Origin of the sequence: Thermosynechococcus sp. NK55a (assembly GCF_000505665.1) — a bacterium.
Taxonomy (GTDB): domain Bacteria; phylum Cyanobacteriota; class Cyanobacteriia; order Thermosynechococcales; family Thermosynechococcaceae; genus Thermosynechococcus.
Genome location: NC_023033.1, coordinates 954956 through 978765, shown reverse-complemented (window position 1 = coordinate 978765; position 23810 = coordinate 954956). Strand labels below are relative to the sequence as shown.

The window sequence follows — 23810 nt, the reverse complement described above, 5'->3', positions numbered from 1 at the left end:
CAGAACATTTATGGACCTAAATAATGAGACCGGCACTCTATGTCACAATACCAAAATTAATTCATTTGATCTTTCAATCTCTTCGCTAATGCAGAGCTATAGATGAGGCCGATTTCTACCTACCCCTTTTCTCGATCTGCCAAGGGAAAGAGGCGCACGGGGGCTAGGGCCTGTAGTTGTTGACCGAGGCGAAAGGCTTGGGGTTCGTAGAGTTCAAGGGTGATTGCAGCAGGCAGTTGCTGGATAAAGGTGCGCGATCGCAGTAGGGGCAGACCCGTGATCTTGGTGATCAGATTCCCAATTTCTAGGGCCGCTTCCGCGATGCGAGGATGACCGACCCAAAGCCGCCAGAGCCGTCGGGGCGCCATTTTGCCCTGTTCAATGCGCCGTAGGCCATCAATCGTCGCTAAAACAGTCAGGCGATCGCCCGCCGTAAGTTGCAGCGTGTCACTGGGCAAAAACTGATGACTGGTTTCACCGCCCAGAAACTGCTGATGGCGATTGTAAAAAATGGGAATGACTGCATAACCATAGGCCACCTCCCCAATCAACTTGCCCTCAAGGGTATCTCCAGCGGCAACGGTGTAGTCGGCAATCAGTACCGTCTGCTGATCAATTTGAAACAAACCCAACATCGTTTCCCCAAAGGCAGCACCAGCAAAGGCTTCGGCAGCAAGGGCATAGGCACAAAGAGGACGGGCACGGGGTAGGAGATCTTGCAGATCGTTGGTGAGGGTGGGATTGTGAATACCAATGACCAACCCAATGGGGGACTCGCGCTGTTCCGTGGCTTGGCGGGCAATTAGGGCTGCCTCTAGGTTCAACATTTCATCGGCGGTGGTGAGAACCACACTTTTGGCGGTTTCCAGATGGGCTTGGGGGAGCTTTTCTGGAATGTTGCCAAGGAGCATTGGCAGGTCTTCAAAAAGCTGGGTCTGCTCTGGGTTGTCCACCAGTAGGACCAGGGGCTGACGGAAGGCGCGTAGAAGCTGCACGACCTGCTGACCAATGCGATCTAGCCCAACCACAATGATGTGATCCGCTGCAGGCAGGGGAGGACGTTTCTTAAGAAAGTCAAACCGCGCTTGCAGCAGTTTTTCTGCCAAAAGTCCCAAGATGCCGACAATAAAGAGGAGACTCACGATCGCCACCAAAATACAGACCACCAACAGCCAAGGAGGAACCGGATCGTTGTCTAGCCCACCAAAGACATCACCAAAGCCCCCCAGCAAGAGAATAAACCCGGCAGCAAAGGCCTTTTGCCACGTTAGCTTGGGGACGTTGTAGCGCAGCAGGATAGCAGTCAACAGCCACAGACTACTGCCAATCCAAAGGCCATTGAAGATCAATTCGCGGGAGCGATCGCGATGGATCCACTGCCAAAATCGTTGTACCTGCTCAGGAAATTGCCGTACCCACTGAAGTAGTTGCTGAAGCGAATGCGGCTCTGACATCGGCGATGGGGTCACCCTCTGTACCCGTTCAATCCAAATGGGGCGATCGCCCGCCTGAAAGCACAAATCCGGCGGCCAATGGTTAAAGAGACGGTGGGGGCGAGTCGGCTGGAAAATCGAGGACTGGGAATGGCAGGTGCGGATACTAATCAGGCGTTGATGACGGCGCTGCCAGTGGTGGACAGGCGTGCCCACTAGGGGACTATCGGCGGTAATGGTGTGTTGCAAGACCCGAAACTGTTGCCCCTCAATCGTAAACACAGCAAGGATATTCTCCTCAAGCGCTGCAAGGGCAAAGGCCGGTGCCGGCAGTTCGGTGGGATTGAGCGCCAAAAAGTTCCCCAACTTTTTCTTGAGAAGTGCGTTGAGATTATCACGACTAGAGCGCACCACAAGGTGGACATTTGGATTTAAGCGCCGAGCCACAATCGCCGTGGCAATATTGGTAGCCTCATCACTCGTCACCGCCAGTAGTGTGCGGCAGCGATCAATACGAGCGGTTTTAAGAATCGCCTCTTGCCGACAATCACCAATGATCACAGGCTCACTGAGCAACTCTGTCAACTGGGGAATTTCCCACTCAATGTTGGCGTGGCGGTCAATGGCGCAAATTTCGAGAGCCAAATGCTCACCGGCAAACCGGTGCAAGCTTTGAATACAAAACTGACCTAAACTGCCCAAGCCACAGATGATAAAGCGATCGCTGGCAACAGTTTCACCTATCTGAGTTGACTGCGGTAGGGCTGAGGCAACAGACCACGATTTCCACCAATAGGGAAAAGGCTGATGGGGTTCTGCCACAAAGAGCAGGAAATTGCCCCGCTGCCACTGCTGCCAGAAGGTCTTACCCCAAGTGGCTAGGCGATTGAGATCAAGGTTGGTGGATTCAATCCAGATGCTGAAGTAGCGATCGCCGACATCAATGAACCAGGTTCCACTGCTACCCAAGAGTTGGCGCAGTTGGCCGTCAATGACATCCTTGAGGCTAGCCATATTCTCCTAGGCAAAGTAGGATAGCAACGTCTTTTGATCCAACTGACGACCGATCACCACAAGGCGGGTTTGACGTGACTCTGCCGCTTGCCACAGGCGATCGTAAAACACGTCTAACCGCTGACCGACCCCCTGTACCACCAGACGCATCGGCTTGCCCTCAATGGCTGCAAAGCCCTTGACGCGATAAATGTCGGGTACTTGCAGCAATCGCTCCAGGGATTCACGTAGGCGTTGCAGATCCCAAGCCCCCAACTCTAAACAAACCGCTTGAATCTCTGCGTCGTGATCATGCTCCTCCTCAACGTCATGGTGGCTAGGTCGCTGGCCCAAGTTCTCCTCCACCGCTGCATTAAATCCCAGCAAAAGATCTGCGGGCACCTGTCCTTGCTGAGCTGCCAGAAGCTTAATCCGGGGCGGGAGTTGCTGGCGGAGTTCCCTCAGGCATTGCTGTACCTGATCGAGGGTCAGTTGATCTGCCTTGTTGAGGATAACCAAGTCAGCACAGGCCAGTTGATCGTTAAAGAGTTCCTCAAGGGGCGTATCTTCATGCTGCAAACTGGGATCCGCATCTTTCTGGGCAAAGAGCGCCTCTAAATCTGCACTCACTTGGCCCGCTGCCAAAGCAACACCATCCACAACGGTTACGACGCCATCAACGGTGGCGGCATGGCGCACCTCCGGCCACCGGAAGGCCATGACTAAGGGCTTGGGCAATGCTAGTCCCGACGTTTCAATGACAATGTGATCAATCTCCTGCCGCCGCGCCAAGAGGGTCTGCATCGTTGGCAAGAATTCCTCCTGCACCGTACAACACAGACAGCCATTGGTGAGTTCCCAGATGCCCGCTGTGCGATCGCAACAGGCCTGTAACAACTCGCCATCAATACCGACATCGCCAAACTCATTCACAATCACGGCAATGCGCCTGCCCGCTGCATTCTGAAGTAACTGCCGAATGAGAGTCGTCTTACCACTGCCGAGAAAACCGGTGATAATCGTAACTGGAATTTTTGTACGCATTAAAATGCCTCAATGTTGGGAAAGTCTTGAAGTTGATGAGCGGCTTCACCACAGGTTCGCGGTGTCGGAAAGACCTTTTCGGGGTTGGCCAGACGTTTTGGATCAAAGGCGGCACGCACCTGCTGCATCGTGTCTAGGTCTGCTGGGCTAAACATTTCGCTCATAAAGCAGGCTTTATCACTGCCAATGCCGTGTTCTCCAGAGATACTGCCCCCCAAGCGTACACAGAGTTTGAGAATTTCGCCCCCCAAGGCCTCCACTTCCGCAAGGGCGCCGGGGACCGCTTGATCATAGAGAATCAAGGGATGCAGATTACCATCCCCCGCGTGGAAAACATTGGCAATGCGATAACCACTGCGGCGGCTGAGCTGTTCAATTTCCCTCAGGACAGTGGCCAGTTGACTGCGGGGAATGACCCCATCTTGGACAAAATAGTTGGGACTCAGGCGACCCGCAGCGGCAAAGGCAGCTTTGCGACCCTTCCAAAGGCGGAGGCGATCTTCGGCCTCGGTGGCAACCGTCACATGGCGTGCCCCCTGTTCATAGCAAATGCGCATCACGCGCTCCTGCAAAATGGGCACTTCGACGTCTAGGCCATCCACTTCCACTAGCAGCACAGCGCCAGCATCACGGGGGTAGCAATTGGTGGCCACCACATCTTCAACGGCGTTGATACTGAGGTTGTCCATAATTTCCATGCCCGCAGGAATGATCCCCGCTCGGATAATGGCAGAAACGGTTTCCCCTGCTGCTTCAATTGTGGTGAAGTCTGCTAGTAGCACAGCGATCGCCTCCGCCTGTTTGAGAATCCGCAGCCGAATTTCCGTGGCAATACCGAGAGTGCCTTCAGAGCCAACGAAAACCCCCATGAGATCGTAGCCGGGCATTTCGGGGGCAGCCCCACCCAATTCGACAATTTTCCCATTCGGCAAAACCACTGTGAGGCCTAGGACGTGGTTTGTGGTCACACCATACTTTAGGCAGTGAACGCCCCCAGAGTTTTCGGCCACGTTGCCACCAATGGAGCAAATAATTTGACTGGAGGGATCGGGGGCGTAGTAAAAGCCCTGATCGGCAACGGCTTGGGTCACCCATGCATTAATAACCCCCGGCTGCACCACCACCTGCTGATTGGTCAGATCAATCTCTAAAATCTGGTTCATGCGAGAAGTGACGATGAGAATCCCCTCACTGTGGGGCAAAGCACCTCCGGAGAGCCCCGTCCCTGAGCCACGGGCAACAAAGGGAATCCGATAGCGATCGCACACTTTGAGGATGGCGGAGACTTGGGGAGTGGTTTCTGGTAACACCACTAACTTTGGCCGCTGCCGATACATGGAGAGGCCATCGCATTCATACACAAGGGCTGCGGCTGCGTCATTGATGATGCTGCCCTTGCCGACAATGGCTGTTAGCTCCTCCGTTACCCGCTGCCAAGGCGTCATTTGCTGTAGTGTGAACATCCCCAGTGCTCTGAAACCACTTTCTTTTATCCTAGATGGGTTCCCCTTGAAAAAATGGGGACGGGGGGGATTTGACATTTGTTTACTCAATGGTTATAAAATTATGTTTAGATCAACTAGACTGAAGTAGTTACCGTTTTAAGTCTAGTCTTTAATCTTTAAGTCTAGTTTTTAGGCTAAACGAGTCCCCTCACGCTTTACCCCAATAAAGGAGTCCGCTATGCTGTTTCGCCAACTCTTTGACTATGACACTTGGACCTATTCTTACCTAATTGCCGATGAAGCCACGGGTGAGGCCGCTTTGGTCGATAGCGTCCTTGAGCAGGTGGATCGCGATGTGCAGTTAATTGAGCAATTGGGATTGAAACTGCGCTATTGCCTCGAAACCCATGTCCACGCCGACCACATTACCGGAGCGGGCAAAGTCCGCGAACGCACGGGCTGCAAAACCCTGGTACCTGAAAATGCCCATGTGGATTGTGCCGATGGCTATATTAAAGACGGTGAAGTGATTCACGTCGGTAGCATCCCGATTCAGGCGATCGCCACCTTGGGGCATACCGATAGCCACATGGCCTTTTTGGTGAATGGCACCCACCTGCTGACGGGGGATTCTCTCTTTATCCGTGGCTGTGGGCGCACTGACTTCCAAAGTGGTGATGCGGGTGCGATGTATGATGCGGTAACACAGCGGCTCTTTACACTCCCAGACACTACCTTGGTCTATCCCGGCCATGACTATCGCGGTCACACTGTTTCCACCATTGGTGAGGAAAAACGTTTTAATCCTCGCTTTGTCGGTCGCGATCGCCAGCAGTTCATTGAATTCATGGCCAATCTGAACCTGCCCGATCCCAAGAAAATCATGGAAGCGGTGCCCGCTAACCAACAGTGTGGCATGGTTGCCGCTGCCGTTTAGCTCTTTGATTCCTGATCGCTCCCGTCTTGTTAGCTAACCCTAAGTAACTACTTGAGAACCAACGACGATGACTACAACAACGACTGAGTCTCCTCTCATTTCCGCGGCTGAACTCCACGAGGCCCTGCAACGACAACAGGTACTGCTGATTGATGTGCGTGAGCCAAGCGAATACAACAGTGCCCATATTCCGGGGGCGCTGCTCTGTCCCTTGGCGAATGTCAAGGAACTTGAACCCCCCTGTAGCTCTAACACTCCTGTGGTGCTCTACTGTGAATCGGGCCGGCGCTCGGGCATGGCCTACGAAACCCTTGCCCGTCGAGGCTGGAAAAACCTGAAAAACCTTGAAGGGGGCATTCAACGCTGGAAACAGGGGGGCTATCCGGTCAAGGGTGCGGCTAGTGCCCCCATTAGCCTGATGCGGCAGGTGCAAATTGTGGCTGGCAGCCTGATTCTCACCGGCGTGATCTTAGGCTTTACCGTCAATCCGGCATTCTTCTTCCTGTCGGGCTTTGTCGGTGCTGGTTTGCTCTTTGCCGGTATCACCGGTATTTGTGCCCTAGGGCGGGTATTGGTACTGCTGCCCTTCAATCGTCCCTAGGTGAAATAGCACATGCTGAGCTACTGGATAGGGCATGGTCTAGCGATCGCCATCGGCTTGAGTCTGGGTCTATTGGGGGGCGGCGGTTCTGTCCTTGCCCTGCCAGTACTGGTCTATGTCATGGGCATTGAAACCAAAGTCGCGATTCCGATGACGCTTGTGATTGTCGGCAGCGTCAGCTTATTGGCGGTGATCCCCCAGTGGCGGCGCGGCTACGTCAACCTGCGTCTAACTCTGATTTTTGGCTCGGCAACCATGGTGGGTGCTTACCTGGGAGCACGCCTGGCAGCCTTGCCCTGGATTACCGATACGGTGCAACTCCTACTCTTTGCCGTTGCCATGATGGTAGCGGCTATTTTAATGATTCGGCGGCAACAGCGTCCCCCTGCCCCTGAACTAACCCCGCCGGAAAGTTCCCTTGAAAGCCAGCTTTATGCCCCCCCAGTATGTAAGTACTGTTGGCTGTGGCTACCCACTGAAGGCCTAGGTGTGGGTGTTCTAACGGGGTTGGTGGGGGTTGGTGGGGGGTTTGCCATTGTGCCCGCCCTTGTTTTATTGGGAAAAATTCCAATGCGGCAGGCAATCGGGACCTCACTGCTGATTATTACTATTAATTCGGTGGCGGCGGTTTGGGGCTACCTGGGCACTGTTACCTTGGATCCGCGCTTGACCCTGACACTAACCTTGGCAGCCGCTGGTGGTTCTGTTGTCGGGAGTTATCTCAGCCATCGCATTTCTGCCAAGCGACTTCAGCAGGGCTTTGGTTACTTCTTAATTGGCATTGCGGCCTTCGTGATCCTGAAAACCCTACTGGCACCGCCCCAGCGCAGCAAAAGCTCCTCCCTGCTGCCGAGGCACTATCTTACTGCATCCGTTCCCACAAGACCAGGCCGCACTTAAGACGCTGGGGCTTCTGAGGTACTCTGCTGTTGCCCAATTTGATTGAGCAGCGAAAGAACGCGACTGCCCCGTTCGAGCGATCGATCCTCAATAAACACAACCTCAGGTGTCCGCCGCAGGCGAATGCGCTGCCCCAATTCCCGCCGCACAAAGCCCGAAGCCGCTTTCAATCCCGCCATCGTTGAGCGCCGTACCTCATCAGTGCTGTAGATACTGACGAAAATCTTGGCGTGCTGCAAATCACCGGAAACTTCCACAGCGGTGACACTGACCATGCCTGCTCCCACGCGCTCATCGCGGATTTCATACATTAACAACTGGCTGACTTCCCGCTTGATTAATTCTGCTACCCGTGCCACCCGTCGTTCAGTCGCCATGGCGGGCCTCCTTTTCTCATGTTGGCAAAGACTATCCTGCACCTCTCCTAATCTTATCAGGATAGCTATTCCTCTGTTTCTGGTTTGGGGGCGATCGCTCAAGACCTCTGGAGCAGTAACCGCTGCCAGCAGGGTTACAATACTTAATATTTCCTGCTGGTGTTCTGTTTAGGTTGAAGCCTCAATTTTCTGCTGTCTTGCTAATCTTGCTAATTTGGGACCCTTGCTCAAAAATGAGAAACCTGAGAAGCTAGGCAACAATCACCTTGATATTTTGTAAGAATTCCGCTATCACGTTAATATAGCTCTCCCACAGCAAATGCTGATGGGGTGCTTAACCTACCCTTGGTGGGCGCCAACAGCAACTAGGTAAAACTACCTACTAGCTCAAGCCTTAGCGAGGGATGGGTTTCTTATTTATGAAGCCAAATTAACAGGATGCTGGAGCGATCGCTCTTAAATTTTTAAGGAGCTGATAACGCCCTACCAGCAACTGTAAGGTTCTAAATCTGGCATCTATATCTGCAAGAGGATTTAATTCCATGACGATCGCGATTGGACGAGCGCCAGCAGAACGGGGATGGTTTGACATCCTCGACGACTGGCTCAAACGGGACAGATTTGTCTTTGTCGGCTGGTCAGGCATCCTGCTTTTCCCCTGCGCCTACCTGGCGTTGGGGGGCTGGCTGACCGGTACCACCTTTGTTACCTCCTGGTACACCCATGGCCTGGCCTCCAGCTACCTGGAAGGGTGCAACTTCCTGACCGTTGCCGTTTCCACCCCCGCCAACAGCATGGGGCACTCCCTGCTCCTGCTGTGGGGCCCTGAAGCCCAAGGGGACTTCACCCGCTGGTGCCAACTGGGCGGTCTGTGGACCTTTATTGCCCTGCACGGCGCCTTTGGTCTGATTGGGTTCATGCTGCGGCAGTTTGAAATTGCCCGCCTGGTGGGCATCCGTCCCTACAACGCCATTGCCTTCAGTGCCCCCATTGCCGTCTTTGTCAGCGTCTTCTTGATCTATCCTTTGGGGCAATCCAGCTGGTTCTTTGCCCCCAGCTTTGGGGTTGCCGCCATCTTCCGTTTCCTGCTATTTTTCCAAGGATTCCACAACTGGACCTTGAACCCCTTCCACATGATGGGGGTAGCCGGTGTGCTGGGGGGTGCCCTGTTGTGTGCCATCCACGGCGCCACAGTGGAAAATACCCTCTTCCAAGATGGGGAGAGTGCCAGCACCTTCCGAGCCTTTAGCCCGACACAGGCGGAAGAGACCTACTCGATGGTGACGGCAAACCGGTTCTGGAGCCAAATTTTTGGCATTGCCTTCTCGAACAAGCGCTGGTTGCACTTTTTCATGTTGTTTGTGCCGGTGACGGGGCTGTGGATGAGTGCGATTGGCGTGGTGGGTCTAGCGTTGAACCTGCGGTCCTATGACTTCATTTCGCAGGAGATTCGGGCCGCGGAAGACCCTGAGTTTGAGACGTTCTACACGAAGAACCTGCTATTGAACGAGGGCATCCGTGCTTGGATGGCGCCCCAAGACCAACCCCATGAAAACTTTGTTTTCCCAGAAGAGGTACTCCCCCGTGGTAACGCTCTCTAGTAATTCGATTTTTGCCACCAATCGCGACCAAGAATCCTCCGGTTTCGCGTGGTGGGCCGGTAATGCTCGTCTAATTAATCTCTCCGGCAAACTCTTGGGTGCCCACGTCGCCCACGCTGGCCTGATTGTTTTCTGGGCCGGTGCCATGACCCTGTTCGAGTTGGCTCACTTCATTCCCGAGAAGCCAATGTATGAGCAAGGGCTCATTCTCATCCCCCACATTGCCACCCTTGGGTGGGGTGTTGGCCCTGGTGGGGAAGTCGTGGACACCTTCCCCTTCTTTGTGGTTGGAGTGGTACACCTGATTTCCTCTGCCGTTCTCGGCTTTGGTGGGGTTTACCATGCGATTCGTGGCCCTGAAACCCTTGAGGAATACTCCTCTTTCTTTGGCTACGACTGGAAAGATAAAAACAAAATGACGACGATCCTTGGTTTCCACCTGATCGTCCTTGGTATTGGTGCCCTACTGCTGGTGGCTAAAGCCATGTTCTTTGGTGGTCTCTATGACACCTGGGCACCCGGTGGCGGCGATGTCCGCGTCATTACCAACCCCACCCTTGACCCAAGGGTCATCTTTGGCTATCTGCTGAAGTCTCCCTTTGGGGGTGAGGGCTGGATCGTCAGCGTCAATAACCTTGAGGATGTTGTCGGTGGTCACATTTGGATCGGTCTGATCTGCATTGCCGGTGGTATTTGGCACATCCTGACGACCCCCTTCGGTTGGGCACGCCGTGCCTTCATCTGGTCTGGAGAAGCCTATCTTTCCTATAGCTTAGGTGCCCTCTCCATGATGGGCTTCATTGCCACCTGCTTTGTCTGGTTCAACAACACGGTCTATCCCAGTGAATTCTATGGCCCTACGGGTCCGGAGGCCTCTCAGGCGCAGGCAATGACCTTCTTGATCCGCGACCAAAAGCTGGGAGCCAATGTTGGCTCGGCTCAAGGTCCCACGGGTCTTGGCAAATACCTGATGCGCTCTCCCACTGGTGAAATTATCTTCGGTGGTGAAACAATGCGCTTTTGGGATTTCCGTGGTCCCTGGCTGGAGCCCCTGCGTGGTCCCAATGGTCTTGACCTGAACAAGATCAAAAATGATATTCAGCCTTGGCAGGAACGTCGTGCCGCTGAGTACATGACCCACGCTCCCTTGGGTTCTCTCAACTCTGTGGGTGGTGTGGCCACCGAAATTAACTCGGTGAACTTCGTGTCTCCCCGCTCTTGGCTAGCAACCTCCCACTTTGTTCTGGCCTTCTTCTTCTTGGTGGGTCACCTATGGCATGCAGGGCGTGCCCGGGCGGCAGCGGCTGGCTTTGAGAAGGGGATTGACCGTGAGTCTGAACCCGTGCTCTCGATGCCTAGCCTAGATTAGGGCAGCTCACCGATTCTTACTTAGCACCTCTTGACTCCCATTGACCGATGGGGGTCTTTTTTTTGTAGAGCGGCGCCAGAATACCCATCCCCTTCGGGGAATATGGCAGTGTCACTGAAGACTTAATCGGTGAGTATTTCTAGAAGTTGGGCAGCAATGCGATCGCTCGCTCCTGGACGCCCCATACGCTCGACACCGTTAGCGGCAATTCGAGCTAGTAACTCAGAATCTCGCCAAATACCCCAGAGGGTAGGGAGGGCTTCTAGGGGATCATCTAGAAAAAAGATGGACTCCCCCAGTAGGCGTTTTTGACGGCGGGCAAAACGACGGGTAAACTGAGGACCTTCACCGGCAAATGTAACGACTGGCTTGCCGAGGCCAACACACTGCTCGGTTGCGGTTCCAGCAAGGGCAATACCCCCTTCTGCCCAGTGTAAAAATTCACGAAAGTGGTGTGAACTTAGGATTAGTTGTTGCTGACCCAACCGCCATGCGGTGGTCTTGGGTAATGGACTGGCTATCGGTTGCCAACCCTTCAGACTCTGCTCAAGAAGCTGTAAATCAAGGCTGGGACTCACAGCGGCAAGACATGTCAGGGGCTGATCCTGATGGGGTGTCAGTACCCCTAGAATGTGTTGCCAATTGCGGTAGGCCTCGGGGGCACGAGACCCCGGCAGCAGCACAATAGTTCTAGTGGTAAAGGGGGATTGCCCAGGGGGGGGCATCACTAAGTCCATCATTGGATTGCCACAGTAGTGAACGGTGTAACCCAATTGCCGCAGCCCTTTGGCGGTTAGCTCATCGCGGATAAAAATGCCTCGACAGCGGGGCGATCGCCACAACCACCGTTCCCAGGGAAGATAGTCACTGCCTGCCCAACCCATTCCCCAGCCATAGGGGCGCCCCGTCCCATCGTAAAGGTAATAGTCAGACTTGGCAGTACCAATAAAACTGTAGGTGCCGCCACTGCCATAGGCCAGCAATAATGGCACAATATCCCCCACCGCCAAAAGATGCCCTCCCAACTGCTGCCAAGCTTGGAGGGTGCGAATCTGCGATCCTAAAAGTCCCAGCAAACCAGCCTTGAGATCCCGCCATAAATGCCGTAAATCCATGTAGATAAACCCACCGGAGGGCAGGACTTTTCCTGCGTGCAACAGCGGAATACCGAGCCGAGTATAGGCAGACCCTAAGCCCACCAAGGGCAACGCCATTACATTTATATCTGGGCAACGCTGTTTCAGGGCTTGTAAAGTGACACTGGCGATCGCGTCCTCACCGTGACCATTACTGAGGCAAAGGAGTCGCTTCATGCTTGCATTAGCTCAAGAGTTGCCGTAAATTGCGACCAATCATCCTCCTGATCAATGGCTTGCCAAATCTGTTCGATGTGGGGGCGAGTGAGGATGACAAGGGGGTTGGCTGCCCGTAGGGTCTGGGGAATCGCTGCCCGCTGTGGTGGAGTTGCCTGCTGCAATAGCTCAAAGTAGCATCTTTTCCAAGCCTCTAGCAATTTCTGATCAGCGGGTGTCAGGGTTAGGCTTCCCGAAAAGAAATGACCCACATCGGCAGCCCACTCTGGGGAAAATTCCTGCCGCAAGCTGATAAAGAATTGAGGATAACTGATGATGCTGCGACTGAGGAAAGCTTGGGTCGCCGCTACGAGGGAACGGCCAAGCTCTGGGGGAAGATCTGCCCAACCGAGGCGTTTGAGCATCAGTTTCAAGTAGGTGGTTTGACAGCGATCCCCAAAGGTTTTCAGCGCTGCTGCCATTTCCTCAAGGGGAATGACCCAAGACAGCGGGACTTGCAGTTTCTCCAGATTCCAAGCACAAATTGCCGGTTGATTGCCATAGGCATATCGGCCATAGTAGTCAAAGGAGGCCGCCGTAAATCCTAAATCATACCGTTCCAAAAAAACATAGGGACCATAGTCAAAACTTTCACCCGTGATGGCCATATTATCGGTGTTCAAAACACCATGGCAAAATCCCGCCACCAACCACTGTGCCGCCAGATCCGCTGTGCGTGCCACCAGTTCACGATAGAAGACACAACCCCGTTCCTTGGGGTCTCGGATCTCTAGCAAATGGGGATAGTAGTAGTGAATGACGTGGTCGAGCAACCGTTGAATCAAGTCTGGTCGCCGCAGATAATGGAGCCGCTCAAAGGTACCAAAGCGAATATGGGAGCGCCCAAGGCGCACCAAGACACTTGATCGTGTCGGCGATGGCTCATCCCCTCGCCACAGGGATTCCCCCGTTTCCACTAAACTGAGACTGCGAAAGGTACGCACCCCCAAGCGATGCAGCAGTTCACTGGCCAAAACTTCACGGACACCCCCTTTTAATGTAAGGCGACCATCTCCGCCTCGCGAATAGGGGGTGGTGCCAGAACCCTTTGTGCCAAGGTCATACAGTTGACCATCTCCACCGCGAAACTGGCCATAGAGAAACCCGCGACCATCTCCTAAACGGGGGTTATATTCCCCAAACTGATAGCCGTGGTAACGCATCGCCAAAAAGGGTTCTCGCCCCTGAAACTGGCCAAAGGCTGCAATAAAATCGACATCCGTGACTTCAGCAGGATCTAAGCCCATCAAGGGTAAGAGAGCATCATTGCGAAAACGCAGAATATGCCGCGGAAATGTTGCTGCCTGTACCTCGTCCCAGTACTCTTCCCCTAGGGAAAGAAACGCGGGTTCGTACTCAAGGGCTTGAAAACGGTGTCGAGACATTCAAAACATATTCAAAACGTTCAGAGCTATTGGAGTGTCTTGGCAGTTTCCCCTTTGGATTTTGGGGGATTAGGGGAATCCACCAGGGTACGCAAGTGCGCTTGAATTTGTTGATGCCGTTCGACCCCCTCAAAGGCAAAGGGGGTGTACCCGCGATCGCGCATCAAACCACGGATATAGCGAATGCGCTCATTAGTAGGAGGGTGCGTGGAAAACCACGGTAGCGGTGGCTCCTGATGGCGGTATTCCTTTTTGAGGGTGTGCATTAGGTTAAGTAGGCCATCAGCGGCATAGCCTGCCCTTGCGAGAATCTGCGTGCCCAAAATATCGGCCTCTCGCTCCATTTCACGACTATAGCTAGTCACGAGAATCCCTGTCACATAGCCACCAGCGGGTAATAGCCGCGTCAAGTTGGCAGTGGCCGTGCCTTGGGTCATCAGGCGAAAACCGTGGGAGAGGACTGTATGGGCAATTTCGTGGGCAAGTAATCCTGCAAGTTCCGCTTCGGTATTCGCTTTGAGAATTGCACCAGAGTTGATAAAGATCTTGCCGCCGGGAAGGGCAAAGGCATTGAGATCATTGTCTTTTATCACAAAAAATTCATACTCAAATTCATTGCGACCGGCCACTTTGGCAAGGCGCTGCCCAACTTGATTGACATAGGTCTGTACTTCCGCATCCTCAAGGAGCTTGACTTGGCGGCTAATATTCCGCGCCGCTGAGCGGCCTAGGGCAGACTCCCCTTGCATCATCAAGGTCATCATTTGAATCGAGTTCAAAGACAGCAGGGGATTGCCCGTGAGGGCGACACCGACTAGGCCGGTGAGGGCACCCATAACCATGCCTTCGCGCAATTGCCCTTGAAGACGGCGCCGGAATCGTTGCATGCGCTCTGCGGCCAGTTGCTCAAATTCTGGTGTAGCAGGATGATCAGGATTCAGGAGGGCAAACCGCTGGGCGGCAAGAGCTGCTTCCAGCCACTGCTGCTGGCGATCGTAGATTGTGATCAGACTACGTTGAATCTCCGGCTGATCTGGGTAGAGACTAGCGGCCTTCTCTAGATGGGCATAGGCCTCTTTGAGGGAACCCTGCTGAGCTAGAAACTCGGCAAACCGCACTTGAGCGGGAATAAACTCTGGAAATTGTTCCACCAAGAGCTGCAGCGGCACTGCTTGGGCACTGTAAAGTTGGGAGCCAGACTGAACTTCTCGCCAATAGACTTGGGCCGCAGGGGGCAGTTGACTAATTTCCAGTACAGCGGGAGGTGTGACACGGGGTGGTGGGACATTCAGGTCAGCTTTGGCCTTTTGGTAGTAGGTTTGGGCTGTGGTTAGCTCGCCTAATTGCCAGTAGCGATCGCCCTCCCGTAGAAGTGCTAAACGCGCCTCCTGTACTGCTTGCTCTGCTGTTAGTTGCGGTGTTGTTGGGGCCTCTGGAGAATTCTCTGGAGAATTGTCAGTCGTTGTTGGTGGGGGTTCCACAGGAGAAGGCAGCGAATCAACCTTGACCTCAATGGTCGTCGGTAGGGAAGGGGGAGATTTTCGAGGGGGGTCAACTTCTGGGGCGGGCTGGGGTGGCAGCGGCAATAGATCGATAGCAGAGCCTTCAGATTGTGGCAGGCGAGCTTGGGCAAGGGGGTCTGCTTCAATGAGAGCAATCAACTCCTCTTCTGCTAGACCAGTTGGGGATAGAGACATCTCCGCTGCTCTGACGGGTTCAAGACCCACTCCTAAAAGAAAAGCCATACCCAGCGGCCAGTAGCGTAACCCATCTTTCACCATCACACCGTCCTCAAGCCACCTGATTGTTTATAGTTTAATCACTAATAACCGGCAAATTGGGTTGTCGTTAGAATGTAAAGTACCAACAAATTCCAAAGGCAATGGCATCTACGCTGGAAGAAAAGTTACGGACTGCTTTTACACCGGAACAGGCCCATCTACTGGTGGAAGTGATTCGTGAGGCCTATGACGACGTCGTAAGGGCGAAGGACTTCAATGAACTGAAGTCAATCGTTGCCGATCTGGGTCAAGCGCAAAAACGTACTGAAGAACGGGTAGAGGAACTTGCCCAAGCCCAAAAACGTACTGAGGAACGGGTAGAGGAACTTGCCCAAGCCCAAAAACGCACTGAGGAACGGGTAGAGGAACTTGCCCAAGCCCAAAAACGCACTGAGGAGCGGGTAGAGGAACTTGCCCAAGCCCAAAAACGCACTGAGGAGCGGGTAGAGGAACTTGCCCAAGCCCAAAAACGTACTGAAGAACGGGTGGATCAGCTAGCTGTTGCTGTAGATCGGCTGTCTGCTGCCCAAGAGCGCACAGAAAGGGCAGTGAAACAACTGGCGCGGCAGGTGGGAGGTCTCAGTGAAGCCCTCGGTGGCTCCCTGGAGGACTTGGCTTTGGAAGTAGTGCCAGAAATTCTAGAGTATCGTTGGGGGATAGAGATTGAGTTTTGCGATCGCGACACCCTGCCCCTGCGCAACAATGGCGAGTATGAGTTTGATTTAGTGATTCGCGCTCAGGTGGCGGGGCGTCCTGTATTGGTGCTAGGAGAGGTGAAAAGCAACATTACCGAATCAGAGGTGGAACGATTCTTGAACCTTGTGGCTCAGGTAGAGGCCAGTGAGGAGATTCGTCCCCTCTTTTTTGGCTATCGCTTGGAACGGGCCGCCAAGGATTTGATTCGAGAACGGGGCGCCGTCATGATCACAACACGGGGTAAATACTTCCCTGAATGAGCCTTGTCAGAATTCCTGGGTTGAGCAACCATAGGTGACAACCAACAGTTCACTAACCTTACCGCGTTTATGGCCATTGGAGTTGATGACACGGCTGGCCTTAAGTTCAATGCAACGCCAACAGCGATAGAGTTGCAGCATGGGTTCAACCCAGGCATTGCTAAGCATGACGTAGCATCCCCGCTGAGCCAACTCAGCGACAACCTGAGCTAGGGCAATCTGCTCTGCCTCGCCAAAGGGCTGATCGGTGTAACTGGTGAAACTGGCTGTTTTGGAAAGAGGATAATAAGGTGGATCAAAGTAAATAAAGTCTCCCGCCGCTGCCCAAGTTAAGACCTCTTGAAAATCGGCCACACTCAGCGTCACGTCTTGGAGGGCAATACTCGCCTGACGCAGAGCCTCAGGATCAAAAATCTGGGGATTGCGATAACGCCCCATAGGAACGTTGAACCGCCCCGCACGATTAACGCGATAGAGGCCGTTAAAACAGGTTTTGTTCAGATAGATCAAGCGAGCGGCACGGGTCAGGGGATCAAGTTGCTGTTGATCCCAACTCCGAATGTGATAGTAAAAGGCTTCACTGTGCTGTTGTCGATATTCTGTGAGTTTCTGAATCAGGTCCTCAACACGATCGCGCACGATTTGGTAGCAATTAATAAGCTCAGGATTGCGATCGCTCAACCGCGCCTGCTGAAATTGAAACTGCCCTTGCTGGGTTTGGCCAAAGAGATACCAATAGAGCGCTGCACTACCACAAAATGGCTCAGCATAACAGCGACATTGACGAGGTAAGTAGGGGGCCATTTGGCTCAGTAATTGGGACTTGCCCCCCGCCCACTTGAGAAACGGCCTCGGGTTGAGGATCGTTGCTGTTCCCACTAGGCCGGTGGAAACAGGATGAACAACAGCCCCTGCTGCCCCACGAGTAATTCCCGAAGGAGTGTAACAATACCCACCCAAATAATCGGGCTAATATCGACTCCCCCGAGAGGCGGCACAATGCGGCGGGTGGGTGCCAGCACCGGCTCTGAGAGCCAGTAAATCACTTTCAATGGCCCTTGGGTGAGGCTAATCTGTGGGTACCACGTGAGGACAATCCGCACCAAAAAGATCAGGGTAAAAATGGCGAGGATGATTCCCAGTACCCAATTGACCACAACAACAGCAGGCATTGGCATTGATTACGCTATCCCGAACTATTATCCCAAAAAATGATCAAGGGCAGCTTTGAGTTCGGCGAGTTCCTGATCAATGCGCCCCTCTTGAGCCGCATGGGTAACACACTTATCTAAGTGTTCATCTAGAATTAATCGTGCCACCCGATCCAATGCTCCCCGCACGGCGGCAATTTGAATCAGCACCTCGGGGCAAGGACGACTATCCTGCACCATCGTTTTGATGCCGCGCACATGTCCCTCAATCCGCGAAAGCCGATTGACAATTGCCCGCAGGGATTCTTCACTGTGATGATGGGGATGGGAATGCACAGAAGGGGAAAAATGAGAATGGGATTCAGTGCTCACGGCAAACCGTCCTAAACAATCAGTCCAACGATCAGCAGATACCTCAAGAAGCCAACCAAACTAGGGCATGGTTACCCCCCGGTGATTGGGTAAATTCACCAAGCGTTGGCAATTCATGGCCGCCAGGTGTTGGCGCTGAGCAGGGGTGAGATCTTGCTGGATTCCTAAAGCAGCCGCAAAACGTCTCCGTTGCAGCATCTGCTGTAAGCTCATCACCAAGTCAAATCGTTGCTGAAGTTCAGCTGTGGGGGCACCGGCCACGAAGAATTTCTCTAGGTGTTCTTTAGTCGTGTTCAATGCCACCTGTTGCACTTTTTGCCTATACCGTTCGTTGATCGCCTGCATGTGTTGGGCTTGCTGAGATCTCAGGTTGAAGCGCTCCCGCCATTTGGGCAAGGGAGCAGCAGCCGCCCCTAAACTGATCAAAGAGATAACGATTGTGGCACCTCCCCAGAGCAACGGCTGGCGTAAAGACATTGATGATTCCTCGCACGGAACAGCAACCAATGGCTGCACAGCAATTGTAGCAAACTTGCTAGTTGCGCTTGGTTTTGGGCATGAATATTACGGCTCATTTCTCAGTTCTTCAGTGGCCCTCTGCCTTGGGCTTCACTCCTGTAACTGTTGCTCCTAGGGAAGTCGTGATAGTATCGGGACACATCCCCTGCAAGACTCAATGGACGAAGCAACGTGACAGAACCAATTTTTTGGTTGGCGGTGTCACTGGTATTGGTGGCCGTATGCTTGGCAGCCGTTCTGGTTGCTGCAATTCCGGCATTTATGGAGTTAGCACGGGCTGCTCGCAGTGCTGAAAAGCTCTTTGATACCTTGGGGCGTGAACTTCCCCCTACCCTAGAAGCAATTCGCTTGACGGGTCTAGAGATTAGCGATCTCACCGACGACATTAGCCAAGGGGTAGAAAGTGCTGGGAACGTGGTCAAGCAGGTGGATCAAGGGATTGCAGCGGCAAAACGCCAAGTCCAAGAGGTGAAAGTGACCACCCGGAGTGTCTTTGCTGGGGTAAAAGCTGCATGGCAAACGTGGAATCGTCCCAGTCGCAAACCTTCGCGGCTGCCCTCGAGTCAACTGTCACCGCCCCCAGAGCGATCGCCCCAAGAACGCCGTGAGCAGGCCAAGGAAAGCTGAATCATCCCTTGGCGTAGGGTCGCCACTGGCTCAGCCCCTAGCTTTAGTTGATACTCCGTGGCTAAGAGAATCTGTAAACAGGTCTGAAGGGCAGGCAGAGCAACAGCGTTTACTTCTTTTTGCAAGAAATAGACCCGTTTCGGATTTCCGACCTCAGCTAGCTTGGCAATCCGTTGATTGTCCCGCTCATGGCTGAGCAACTTGACCCACAACCAGGTGCGAAATTGTTTCGTCAGGGTAGCCAAAAGGCGCAACGGGGGTTCATTTTGTAGCAGCAAGTCCTCCAGTTGGGTCAGGGCAGCAGCTGTATCTCCCCGCAGCAGGGTACTGGCAAGGGTGAGGCTGCTTTGTTGGGTGGCATGAACAAGGGTTGTGATGTCTTCAGCGGTAAGGGGGCGATCGCCCGCAAACAAAGCCAATTTCTCTAGTTCGTTGTGGAGTTGGCGGCTGTCATTACCCACGGCCGCTGCCAGCAGTTGTACCCCTTCCGGGGGCAGGTGCAGCTGATAGCGTTGAGCTGCCTCACGGATCTGCTGTTCAATCTCAGCGGTTTTCCAAGCGGCAATTGGACTAAATTCCTGAATGTTGCCATGCTGCTGCAGCAGCTTGACAGCTTTACTGCGGCTGTCGGGTTTTTGGGTACTGGTGAGGAGCAAATGACAGTTCGGGGGAATTTGCGGCAAGGTCAGTTCTAAATCGGCAAGTAGTTCCGCACTACAGCGTTGACCCAGTGTCGTATTCACCAGCCACACCAAGCGATCGCCCCCTCCCAAGGGCGGCGTCATCACCTGTGCTAACGCAGCTTGAACAGCTTCGGCCTCCTCCCCAGCAAATTTCTCGAAGTTAAAACCCTCCCAAAGGGGATCAACGACCTGTTGCCGTAGGTTTTTGACGGCCTGCTCGAGTTGGAATTGATCCTCCCCCCAGTAGAAGTAAACGGGCATGATGCGGAAATTTTCCCTCATCCACTAGGATAAAGACATTGTGGCGGAGAATTTAAGGAAATGCTGCAATCTTGTTCCCGATGGCCATCCCGCCTTTTGGTAATAGGTACACTGGGAGTAGGGTTAGCAATTGCTCCCCTTTTCTGGCGACCCGCAGACTCCCAACAAACCCCTTCCCAAGCCCTCACCATCTTGGCTGATGTACAGCAAGCAAATGCAATCACGGGGGTGATTACAGCCCAGGGCAATGTGCAACTGCGTTACCCTGCCCGCCAAATTCAGGCCACGGCGGCACAGGCACAATACTTCAGCCGTGAGGGGCGCATTGTCCTCAGTGGGAATGTGTATGTTTTGCAACAGGGGAACAGTCTTCGGGCCGATACCATCACCTATCTTATTGAGGAAGCAAAATTTGTCGCTCTACCCGCCCCCAGCCGCCAAGTCGAATCTATTTTAATGATCCCAGATGACCCTAACCAACAAATTCTTACACCTGTGCAGCCCTAGCGGGCGGTTTGCACTACCGACCACGCTTCGCCTAGAGGGAGTATGTAAACGGTATGGCAGTCGCTGGGTGGTGGATCATGTCAGTCTCTCGGTGGCACGGGGAGAAGTGGTGGGTCTGCTGGGGCCCAATGGTGCAGGAAAAACGACAACCTTTTACATGGCCACGGGGATTGAACGACCGGATGAGGGTCGAGTATGGCTGGATGATGAGGATATTACCCATGCTCCCCTACATCAGCGGGCACGGCGGGGCATTGGCTATCTGCCCCAAGAACCAAGTATCTTTCGCCAGTTGACGGTTGCTGAAAATATTCTCTTGGTTTTAGAGGAAACAGGAGTGCCTCGGCGGCAGTGGCGCGATCGCTTGGATCAACTGCTGACTGAATTTCGGCTGACCCATATTGCCCACACCCTCGGTCGGCGAGTCTCAGGGGGAGAACGGCGGCGCACCGAACTAGCCCGTGCCTTGGCAGCAGGTCCCCAAGGCCCCAGTTTTTTACTGCTCGATGAGCCCTTTGCGGGGGTAGATCCCATTGCCGTGCATGACCTCCAGGACATGATTGCGAAGCTGCGCGATCGCCAAATCGGCATTCTCATTACCGATCACAATGTGCGGGAAACACTGGAAATTATTGACCGCGCCTACATTTTACGGGAAGGGCAGATTTTAGCTGCCGGGAATAGCTGGGAATTGGCACAGGATGCCAAAGTGCGGCAATACTACCTTGGTGAGGATTTTCGTTTCTAGGCATGATTAGAGCACTGCGGCAGATCTGGCTGCCGACCCTTCCCAAGCTGGATCAGTATCTTTTCTCGCTACTACTGCCGGGGTTTATTTTTGGCCTCACCGTCTTTACCACCTTGGCGTTGACCGTCGGCACGATTTTTGATCTGGTGCGGCAAGTCGCCGATGCTCAACTGCCCCTAGCGATTTTGCTGCAATTGATTAGTTATCAACTGCCTGCCGTCTTGGTCTTGGTCTTTCCCATGGCTGTGCTACTGGCGGTTGTGGGGGCGATGAGTCGGCTCTCGGAGGAAGGGGAGTGGATTGCCCTGCGCAGTGTGGGCATTTGTCTGGCCCGTGTCCTCATACCTGTGGTGGTTTTTGCTCTATTTGTGAGTGGGTTGACCCTCGCGCTGAATGAAACAGCGGTACCGATCGCCAAGTATGAATCGCAAAAACTCATGCGCGAGTTACTGCAGCAGGAGCGCACCCTTGGCTCAGGCACCGATATTTTCTACCCTGAGTACGATCGCCACGGGAATGTGCGGCGACTGTATTATGGGCATCGCTTTGATGGCAGCCGCATTCAGGGGATCACGGTTTTGGATTTTTCGGAACCGCAGGTGACTCAGGTCATTAGTGCTGAATCCGCTGAGTGGAATGTACGTGAGAGTCGCTGGTTACTCTCTCGGGGAATAGCCTATCTAATTAGCCACACGGGGGTCAGCCGCAATCTCTTGCAATTTGACCAACAGGAGATCCGCTTGCCTCGGCCTGCCCAATCCCAGCCACTGCGGCCCACAGATGTGAATGAGCTCTCGATCACCCAAACCCGCCGTGCCCTGCAACGTCTCGATCCCGATCAAGAGCCAGAACTGGTGCGTGCCCTCAAGGTTCATTTGGCTCAGTCCCATGCTCAGCCTTTTTTGGCCGTGGTCTTTGCCCTTTTAGGGGTGGGGTTTGGCCTCAGTCCCTCCCAACGGCGGGGGCGGCAGGGATTTGGCATTAGTGTGGCGGTGGTGTTTGGTCAGTACGTGCTTACGTTTTTCCTCGGTGCACTGGGGACGATTGGCACCCTCTCGCCCCTGGCGGCGGCGTGGTTGCCCCACAGTATTGGCTTGGTGGTGGCGATCGCCCTACTGTGGCGTGCGGATCGCAGCTAGAGAGTTATGATGAAAGAAGTGCTGATTGCTCATCCATGCCGCAAACGTTTGATCTTCACGTTGTTGAGACGCGACCCTTGTTGACGCCTGCTACCCTGCTGGCGGATTTACCGCTGACTGAATCCCAAGCTACCCTTGTGGCCACCACTCGCGATCGCATTCGTGACATTTTCAAGGGGCGCGATCGCCGCCTACTCGTCATTGTGGGGCCTTGTTCAATTCATGATGTCAAGGCAGCGCTGGAATATGGGGAAAAGTTGGCTCGGGTGCGCGATCGCCTGCAGGATAGTCTTGAAATTGTTATGCGGGTTTACTTTGAAAAACCACGGACCTCTGTAGGTTGGAAAGGCCTCATCAACGATCCGCACCTCGATGGCAGCTATGATATCAACACTGGGCTACGCCTCGCCCGCAAGCTACTGCTGGATTTGGCCAACTTGGGAATACCCGCCGCTACAGAATTACTCGATCCGATCATTCCCCAGTACATTGCCGACGTTGTCAGTTGGACAGCTATTGGTGCTCGCACCACCGAAAGCCAAACTCACCGTCAAATGGCGTCGGGTCTTTCGATGCCCGTAGGCTTCAAAAATGGCACTGATGGTCACTTAGATTCTGCGATTAATGCCATGATCGCGGCACAGCAGTCACACCATTTTCTGGGAATTAATGCTGAAGGCCGTGCCAGTATTGTTGCCACCACCGGGAATCCTGATACTCACCTTGTGTTGCGCGGCGGTAAAGACGGCCCCAACTATTCTGCGGCCCACATCGAGATGGCTGCTGCACTCTTAGAGCGCAAGGGACTCACACCTCGGCTAATGGTAGACTGTAGCCATGCCAACGCCGCCAAAGACGCCCAACGCCAAGTGCTAGTGTGTGAGAATCTCGCCCAGCAGGTGCAGCAAGGTTCCCGTTATTTAGCGGGTGTGATGATCGAGAGCCATCTCAAGGCGGGTAATCAACCAATTCCCAAAGATCTCTCACAGTTGGTCTATGGCCAAAGTGTTACCGATCCCTGCGTCGACTTTGCGACAACAGTAACGATGCTCGAGCAATTGGCGAGTGCCGTAGGATCCCAACTGGTCGCCAGATAACCGGATCGCCTCCCAAAGGAAGAGAAGCTAGTTACTGGTCTGTTGGGGAGGTAGCTTCAATGAGAAGAATTCTTCCGCATCTTTGAGGATTTGAAAGACCTTGTCCATGCTCGTGAGTTCAAAGAGCATCATCATTTGTTTGGGAATATTACATAGGTAAAGCTGTCCCCCACCTGCACGGACAGTTTTCAGGGCCACAACAAGAGCACCCAAGCCAGAACTGTCAATAAAGGTAACATTCCCACAATCCAGCAATAGAGCTTTAGTCCCCCCTTGAACCAGCTCACTAATGGTTTGACGAAATTCCTGAGCTTGTGGACCACCAAAGACCCCAGACAGCTTGATCACTTCGACAGTGTTGGCCATAACAGGACGACGGAAAGGAGTTCCCCGCTAGTATACAGCCTTTTTTCACAGAGATTCGCAAGGGAGCAAACACATAACCGCCCTTTACTTCGCTCCAGAAATGGCGGGCTCTGTGAAATTTTGTGGAGCGAGCGTAACAAGCCGTAGTAATCATAGTAGGCTTAAC

24 protein-coding genes are annotated in these 23810 nt (G+C 53.6%); 11 read left to right on the top strand and 13 right to left on the bottom strand.

From position 1 onward, the window contains the following. Positions 1-119: 119 nt before the first annotated feature. From NK55_RS04715 to NK55_RS04705, 3 genes are read right to left on the bottom strand one after another with little or no spacing between them, the layout of a single operon-like run. Entirely contained in the window at positions 120-2447 is a 2328-nt protein-coding gene (locus NK55_RS04715; protein WP_024124645.1) for an NAD-binding protein, read from the bottom strand. Between the two features lie 6 nt (positions 2448-2453). After that, positions 2454-3470 carry a cobalamin biosynthesis protein CobW gene (cobW, locus tag NK55_RS04710; RefSeq protein ID WP_024124644.1) on the bottom strand — a complete coding sequence of 339 codons (1017 nt, stop codon included), beginning with the start codon at positions 3468-3470 and terminating at the stop codon, positions 2454-2456. Further along, entirely contained in the window at positions 3470-4933 is a 1464-nt protein-coding gene (locus tag NK55_RS04705; protein WP_024124643.1) for an FAD-linked oxidase C-terminal domain-containing protein, read from the bottom strand. Before NK55_RS04705 ends, cobW begins: the two co-directional genes overlap by 1 nt. A 220-nt stretch (positions 4934-5153) precedes the next feature. Here NK55_RS04705 and NK55_RS04700 point away from each other — a divergent pair, with 220 nt between their 5' ends. From NK55_RS04700 to NK55_RS04690, 3 genes are all read left to right on the top strand, one after another. Beyond that, complete coding sequence (locus NK55_RS04700) at positions 5154-5852, top strand: MBL fold metallo-hydrolase (protein WP_024124642.1); 699 nt, start codon at positions 5154-5156, stop codon at positions 5850-5852. A gap of 67 nt (positions 5853-5919) precedes the next feature. Next, positions 5920-6453: a rhodanese-like domain-containing protein gene (locus NK55_RS04695; protein WP_024124641.1), complete on the top strand. Its 534-nt coding sequence runs from the start codon at positions 5920-5922 to the stop codon at positions 6451-6453. Positions 6454-6465: 12 nt separating this feature from the next. Next, the gene (locus tag NK55_RS04690; RefSeq protein WP_024124640.1) at positions 6466-7353 is read left to right on the top strand and encodes a sulfite exporter TauE/SafE family protein; all 888 of its coding nucleotides are present in this window, start codon (positions 6466-6468) and stop codon (positions 7351-7353) included. Here NK55_RS04690 and rbfA read toward each other — a convergent pair. Continuing rightward, complete coding sequence (rbfA, locus tag NK55_RS04685; protein ID WP_024124639.1) at positions 7350-7730, bottom strand: 30S ribosome-binding factor RbfA; 381 nt, start codon at positions 7728-7730, stop codon at positions 7350-7352. The two genes, NK55_RS04690 and rbfA, sit on opposite strands and share 4 nt — an antisense overlap. 542 nt (positions 7731-8272) lie before the next feature. Between rbfA and psbD the strand changes: the two genes are divergently transcribed. Both psbD and psbC read left to right on the top strand, forming a co-directional pair. Continuing rightward, on the top strand, positions 8273-9331 hold the full coding sequence (gene psbD, locus NK55_RS04680; RefSeq protein ID WP_024124638.1) for a photosystem II D2 protein (photosystem q(a) protein): 1059 nt from the start codon (positions 8273-8275) through the stop codon (positions 9329-9331). Then, a complete protein-coding gene (psbC, locus tag NK55_RS04675) occupies positions 9315-10700 on the top strand; it encodes a photosystem II reaction center protein CP43 (protein ID WP_024124637.1) in 1386 nt (461 codons plus the stop codon). Before psbD ends, psbC begins: the two co-directional genes overlap by 17 nt. Before the next feature lie 122 nt (positions 10701-10822). On the opposite strand, the gene NK55_RS04670 is transcribed toward psbC, so the two are convergent. From NK55_RS04670 to NK55_RS04660, 3 genes are read right to left on the bottom strand one after another with little or no spacing between them, the layout of a single operon-like run. Next, a complete protein-coding gene (locus NK55_RS04670; protein ID WP_024124636.1) occupies positions 10823-12013 on the bottom strand; it encodes a lipid-A-disaccharide synthase-related protein in 1191 nt (396 codons plus the stop codon). Then, entirely contained in the window at positions 12010-13437 is a 1428-nt protein-coding gene (locus NK55_RS04665) for a YdiU family protein (RefSeq protein WP_024124635.1), read from the bottom strand. The genes NK55_RS04670 and NK55_RS04665 overlap by 4 nt, the downstream gene beginning before the upstream one ends. 26 nt (positions 13438-13463) lie before the next feature. After that, the gene (locus NK55_RS04660; RefSeq protein WP_024124634.1) at positions 13464-15218 is read right to left on the bottom strand and encodes a M48 family metalloprotease; all 1755 of its coding nucleotides are present in this window, start codon (positions 15216-15218) and stop codon (positions 13464-13466) included. 101 nt (positions 15219-15319) lie between these two features. Here NK55_RS04660 and NK55_RS12385 point away from each other — a divergent pair, with 101 nt between their 5' ends. Next, the gene (locus NK55_RS12385) at positions 15320-16174 is read left to right on the top strand and encodes a hypothetical protein (RefSeq protein WP_024124633.1); all 855 of its coding nucleotides are present in this window, start codon (positions 15320-15322) and stop codon (positions 16172-16174) included. A 6-nt stretch (positions 16175-16180) separates the two neighbouring features. On the opposite strand, the gene NK55_RS04645 is transcribed toward NK55_RS12385, so the two are convergent. The 4 genes from NK55_RS04645 to NK55_RS04630 form a co-directional block, all read right to left on the bottom strand. Further along, on the bottom strand, positions 16181-16978 hold the full coding sequence (locus NK55_RS04645) for a DNA adenine methylase (RefSeq protein ID WP_255325318.1): 798 nt from the start codon (positions 16976-16978) through the stop codon (positions 16181-16183). A 74-nt stretch (positions 16979-17052) separates the two neighbouring features. Beyond that, positions 17053-17346 carry a YggT family protein gene (locus tag NK55_RS04640; RefSeq protein ID WP_041429070.1) on the bottom strand — a complete coding sequence of 98 codons (294 nt, stop codon included), beginning with the start codon at positions 17344-17346 and terminating at the stop codon, positions 17053-17055. A 27-nt stretch (positions 17347-17373) separates the two neighbouring features. Next, complete coding sequence (locus NK55_RS04635) at positions 17374-17697, bottom strand: metal-sensing transcriptional repressor (RefSeq protein WP_024124630.1); 324 nt, start codon at positions 17695-17697, stop codon at positions 17374-17376. 60 nt (positions 17698-17757) lie between these two features. Then, the gene (locus NK55_RS04630; RefSeq protein ID WP_024124629.1) at positions 17758-18174 is read right to left on the bottom strand and encodes a hypothetical protein; all 417 of its coding nucleotides are present in this window, start codon (positions 18172-18174) and stop codon (positions 17758-17760) included. Between the two features lie 213 nt (positions 18175-18387). Here NK55_RS04630 and NK55_RS04625 point away from each other — a divergent pair, with 213 nt between their 5' ends. Continuing rightward, positions 18388-18843, top strand: coding sequence for a hypothetical protein (locus NK55_RS04625; protein ID WP_024124628.1), 456 nt, complete (start codon positions 18388-18390; stop codon positions 18841-18843). On the opposite strand, the gene holA is transcribed toward NK55_RS04625, so the two are convergent. After that, positions 18780-19787, bottom strand: coding sequence for a DNA polymerase III subunit delta (gene holA / locus NK55_RS04620; RefSeq protein ID WP_024124627.1), 1008 nt, complete (start codon positions 19785-19787; stop codon positions 18780-18782). The genes NK55_RS04625 and holA overlap by 64 nt on opposite strands. Positions 19788-19847: 60 nt before the next feature. Between holA and NK55_RS04615 the strand changes: the two genes are divergently transcribed. Genes NK55_RS04615 through NK55_RS04600 form a run of 4 tightly spaced genes read left to right on the top strand, consistent with a single transcriptional unit; the run spans position 19848 to position 23278 of the window. Next, positions 19848-20294: an LptA/OstA family protein gene (locus tag NK55_RS04615; RefSeq protein ID WP_024124626.1), complete on the top strand. Its 447-nt coding sequence runs from the start codon at positions 19848-19850 to the stop codon at positions 20292-20294. Then, the gene (gene lptB / locus NK55_RS04610; RefSeq protein WP_024124625.1) at positions 20254-21042 is read left to right on the top strand and encodes an LPS export ABC transporter ATP-binding protein; all 789 of its coding nucleotides are present in this window, start codon (positions 20254-20256) and stop codon (positions 21040-21042) included. The genes NK55_RS04615 and lptB overlap by 41 nt, the downstream gene beginning before the upstream one ends. Before the next feature lie 2 nt (positions 21043-21044). Then, positions 21045-22181, top strand: coding sequence for an LptF/LptG family permease (locus tag NK55_RS04605; RefSeq protein ID WP_024124624.1), 1137 nt, complete (start codon positions 21045-21047; stop codon positions 22179-22181). Positions 22182-22216: 35 nt separating this feature from the next. Beyond that, entirely contained in the window at positions 22217-23278 is a 1062-nt protein-coding gene (locus NK55_RS04600; RefSeq protein WP_024124623.1) for a 3-deoxy-7-phosphoheptulonate synthase, read from the top strand. 27 nt (positions 23279-23305) lie between these two features. Here NK55_RS04600 and NK55_RS04595 read toward each other — a convergent pair whose 3' ends face one another. Continuing rightward, positions 23306-23644 (bottom strand): STAS domain-containing protein, encoded by a 339-nt coding sequence (locus tag NK55_RS04595; RefSeq protein WP_024124622.1) that lies wholly within the window; start codon positions 23642-23644, stop codon positions 23306-23308. Positions 23645-23810 lie beyond the last annotated feature (166 nt).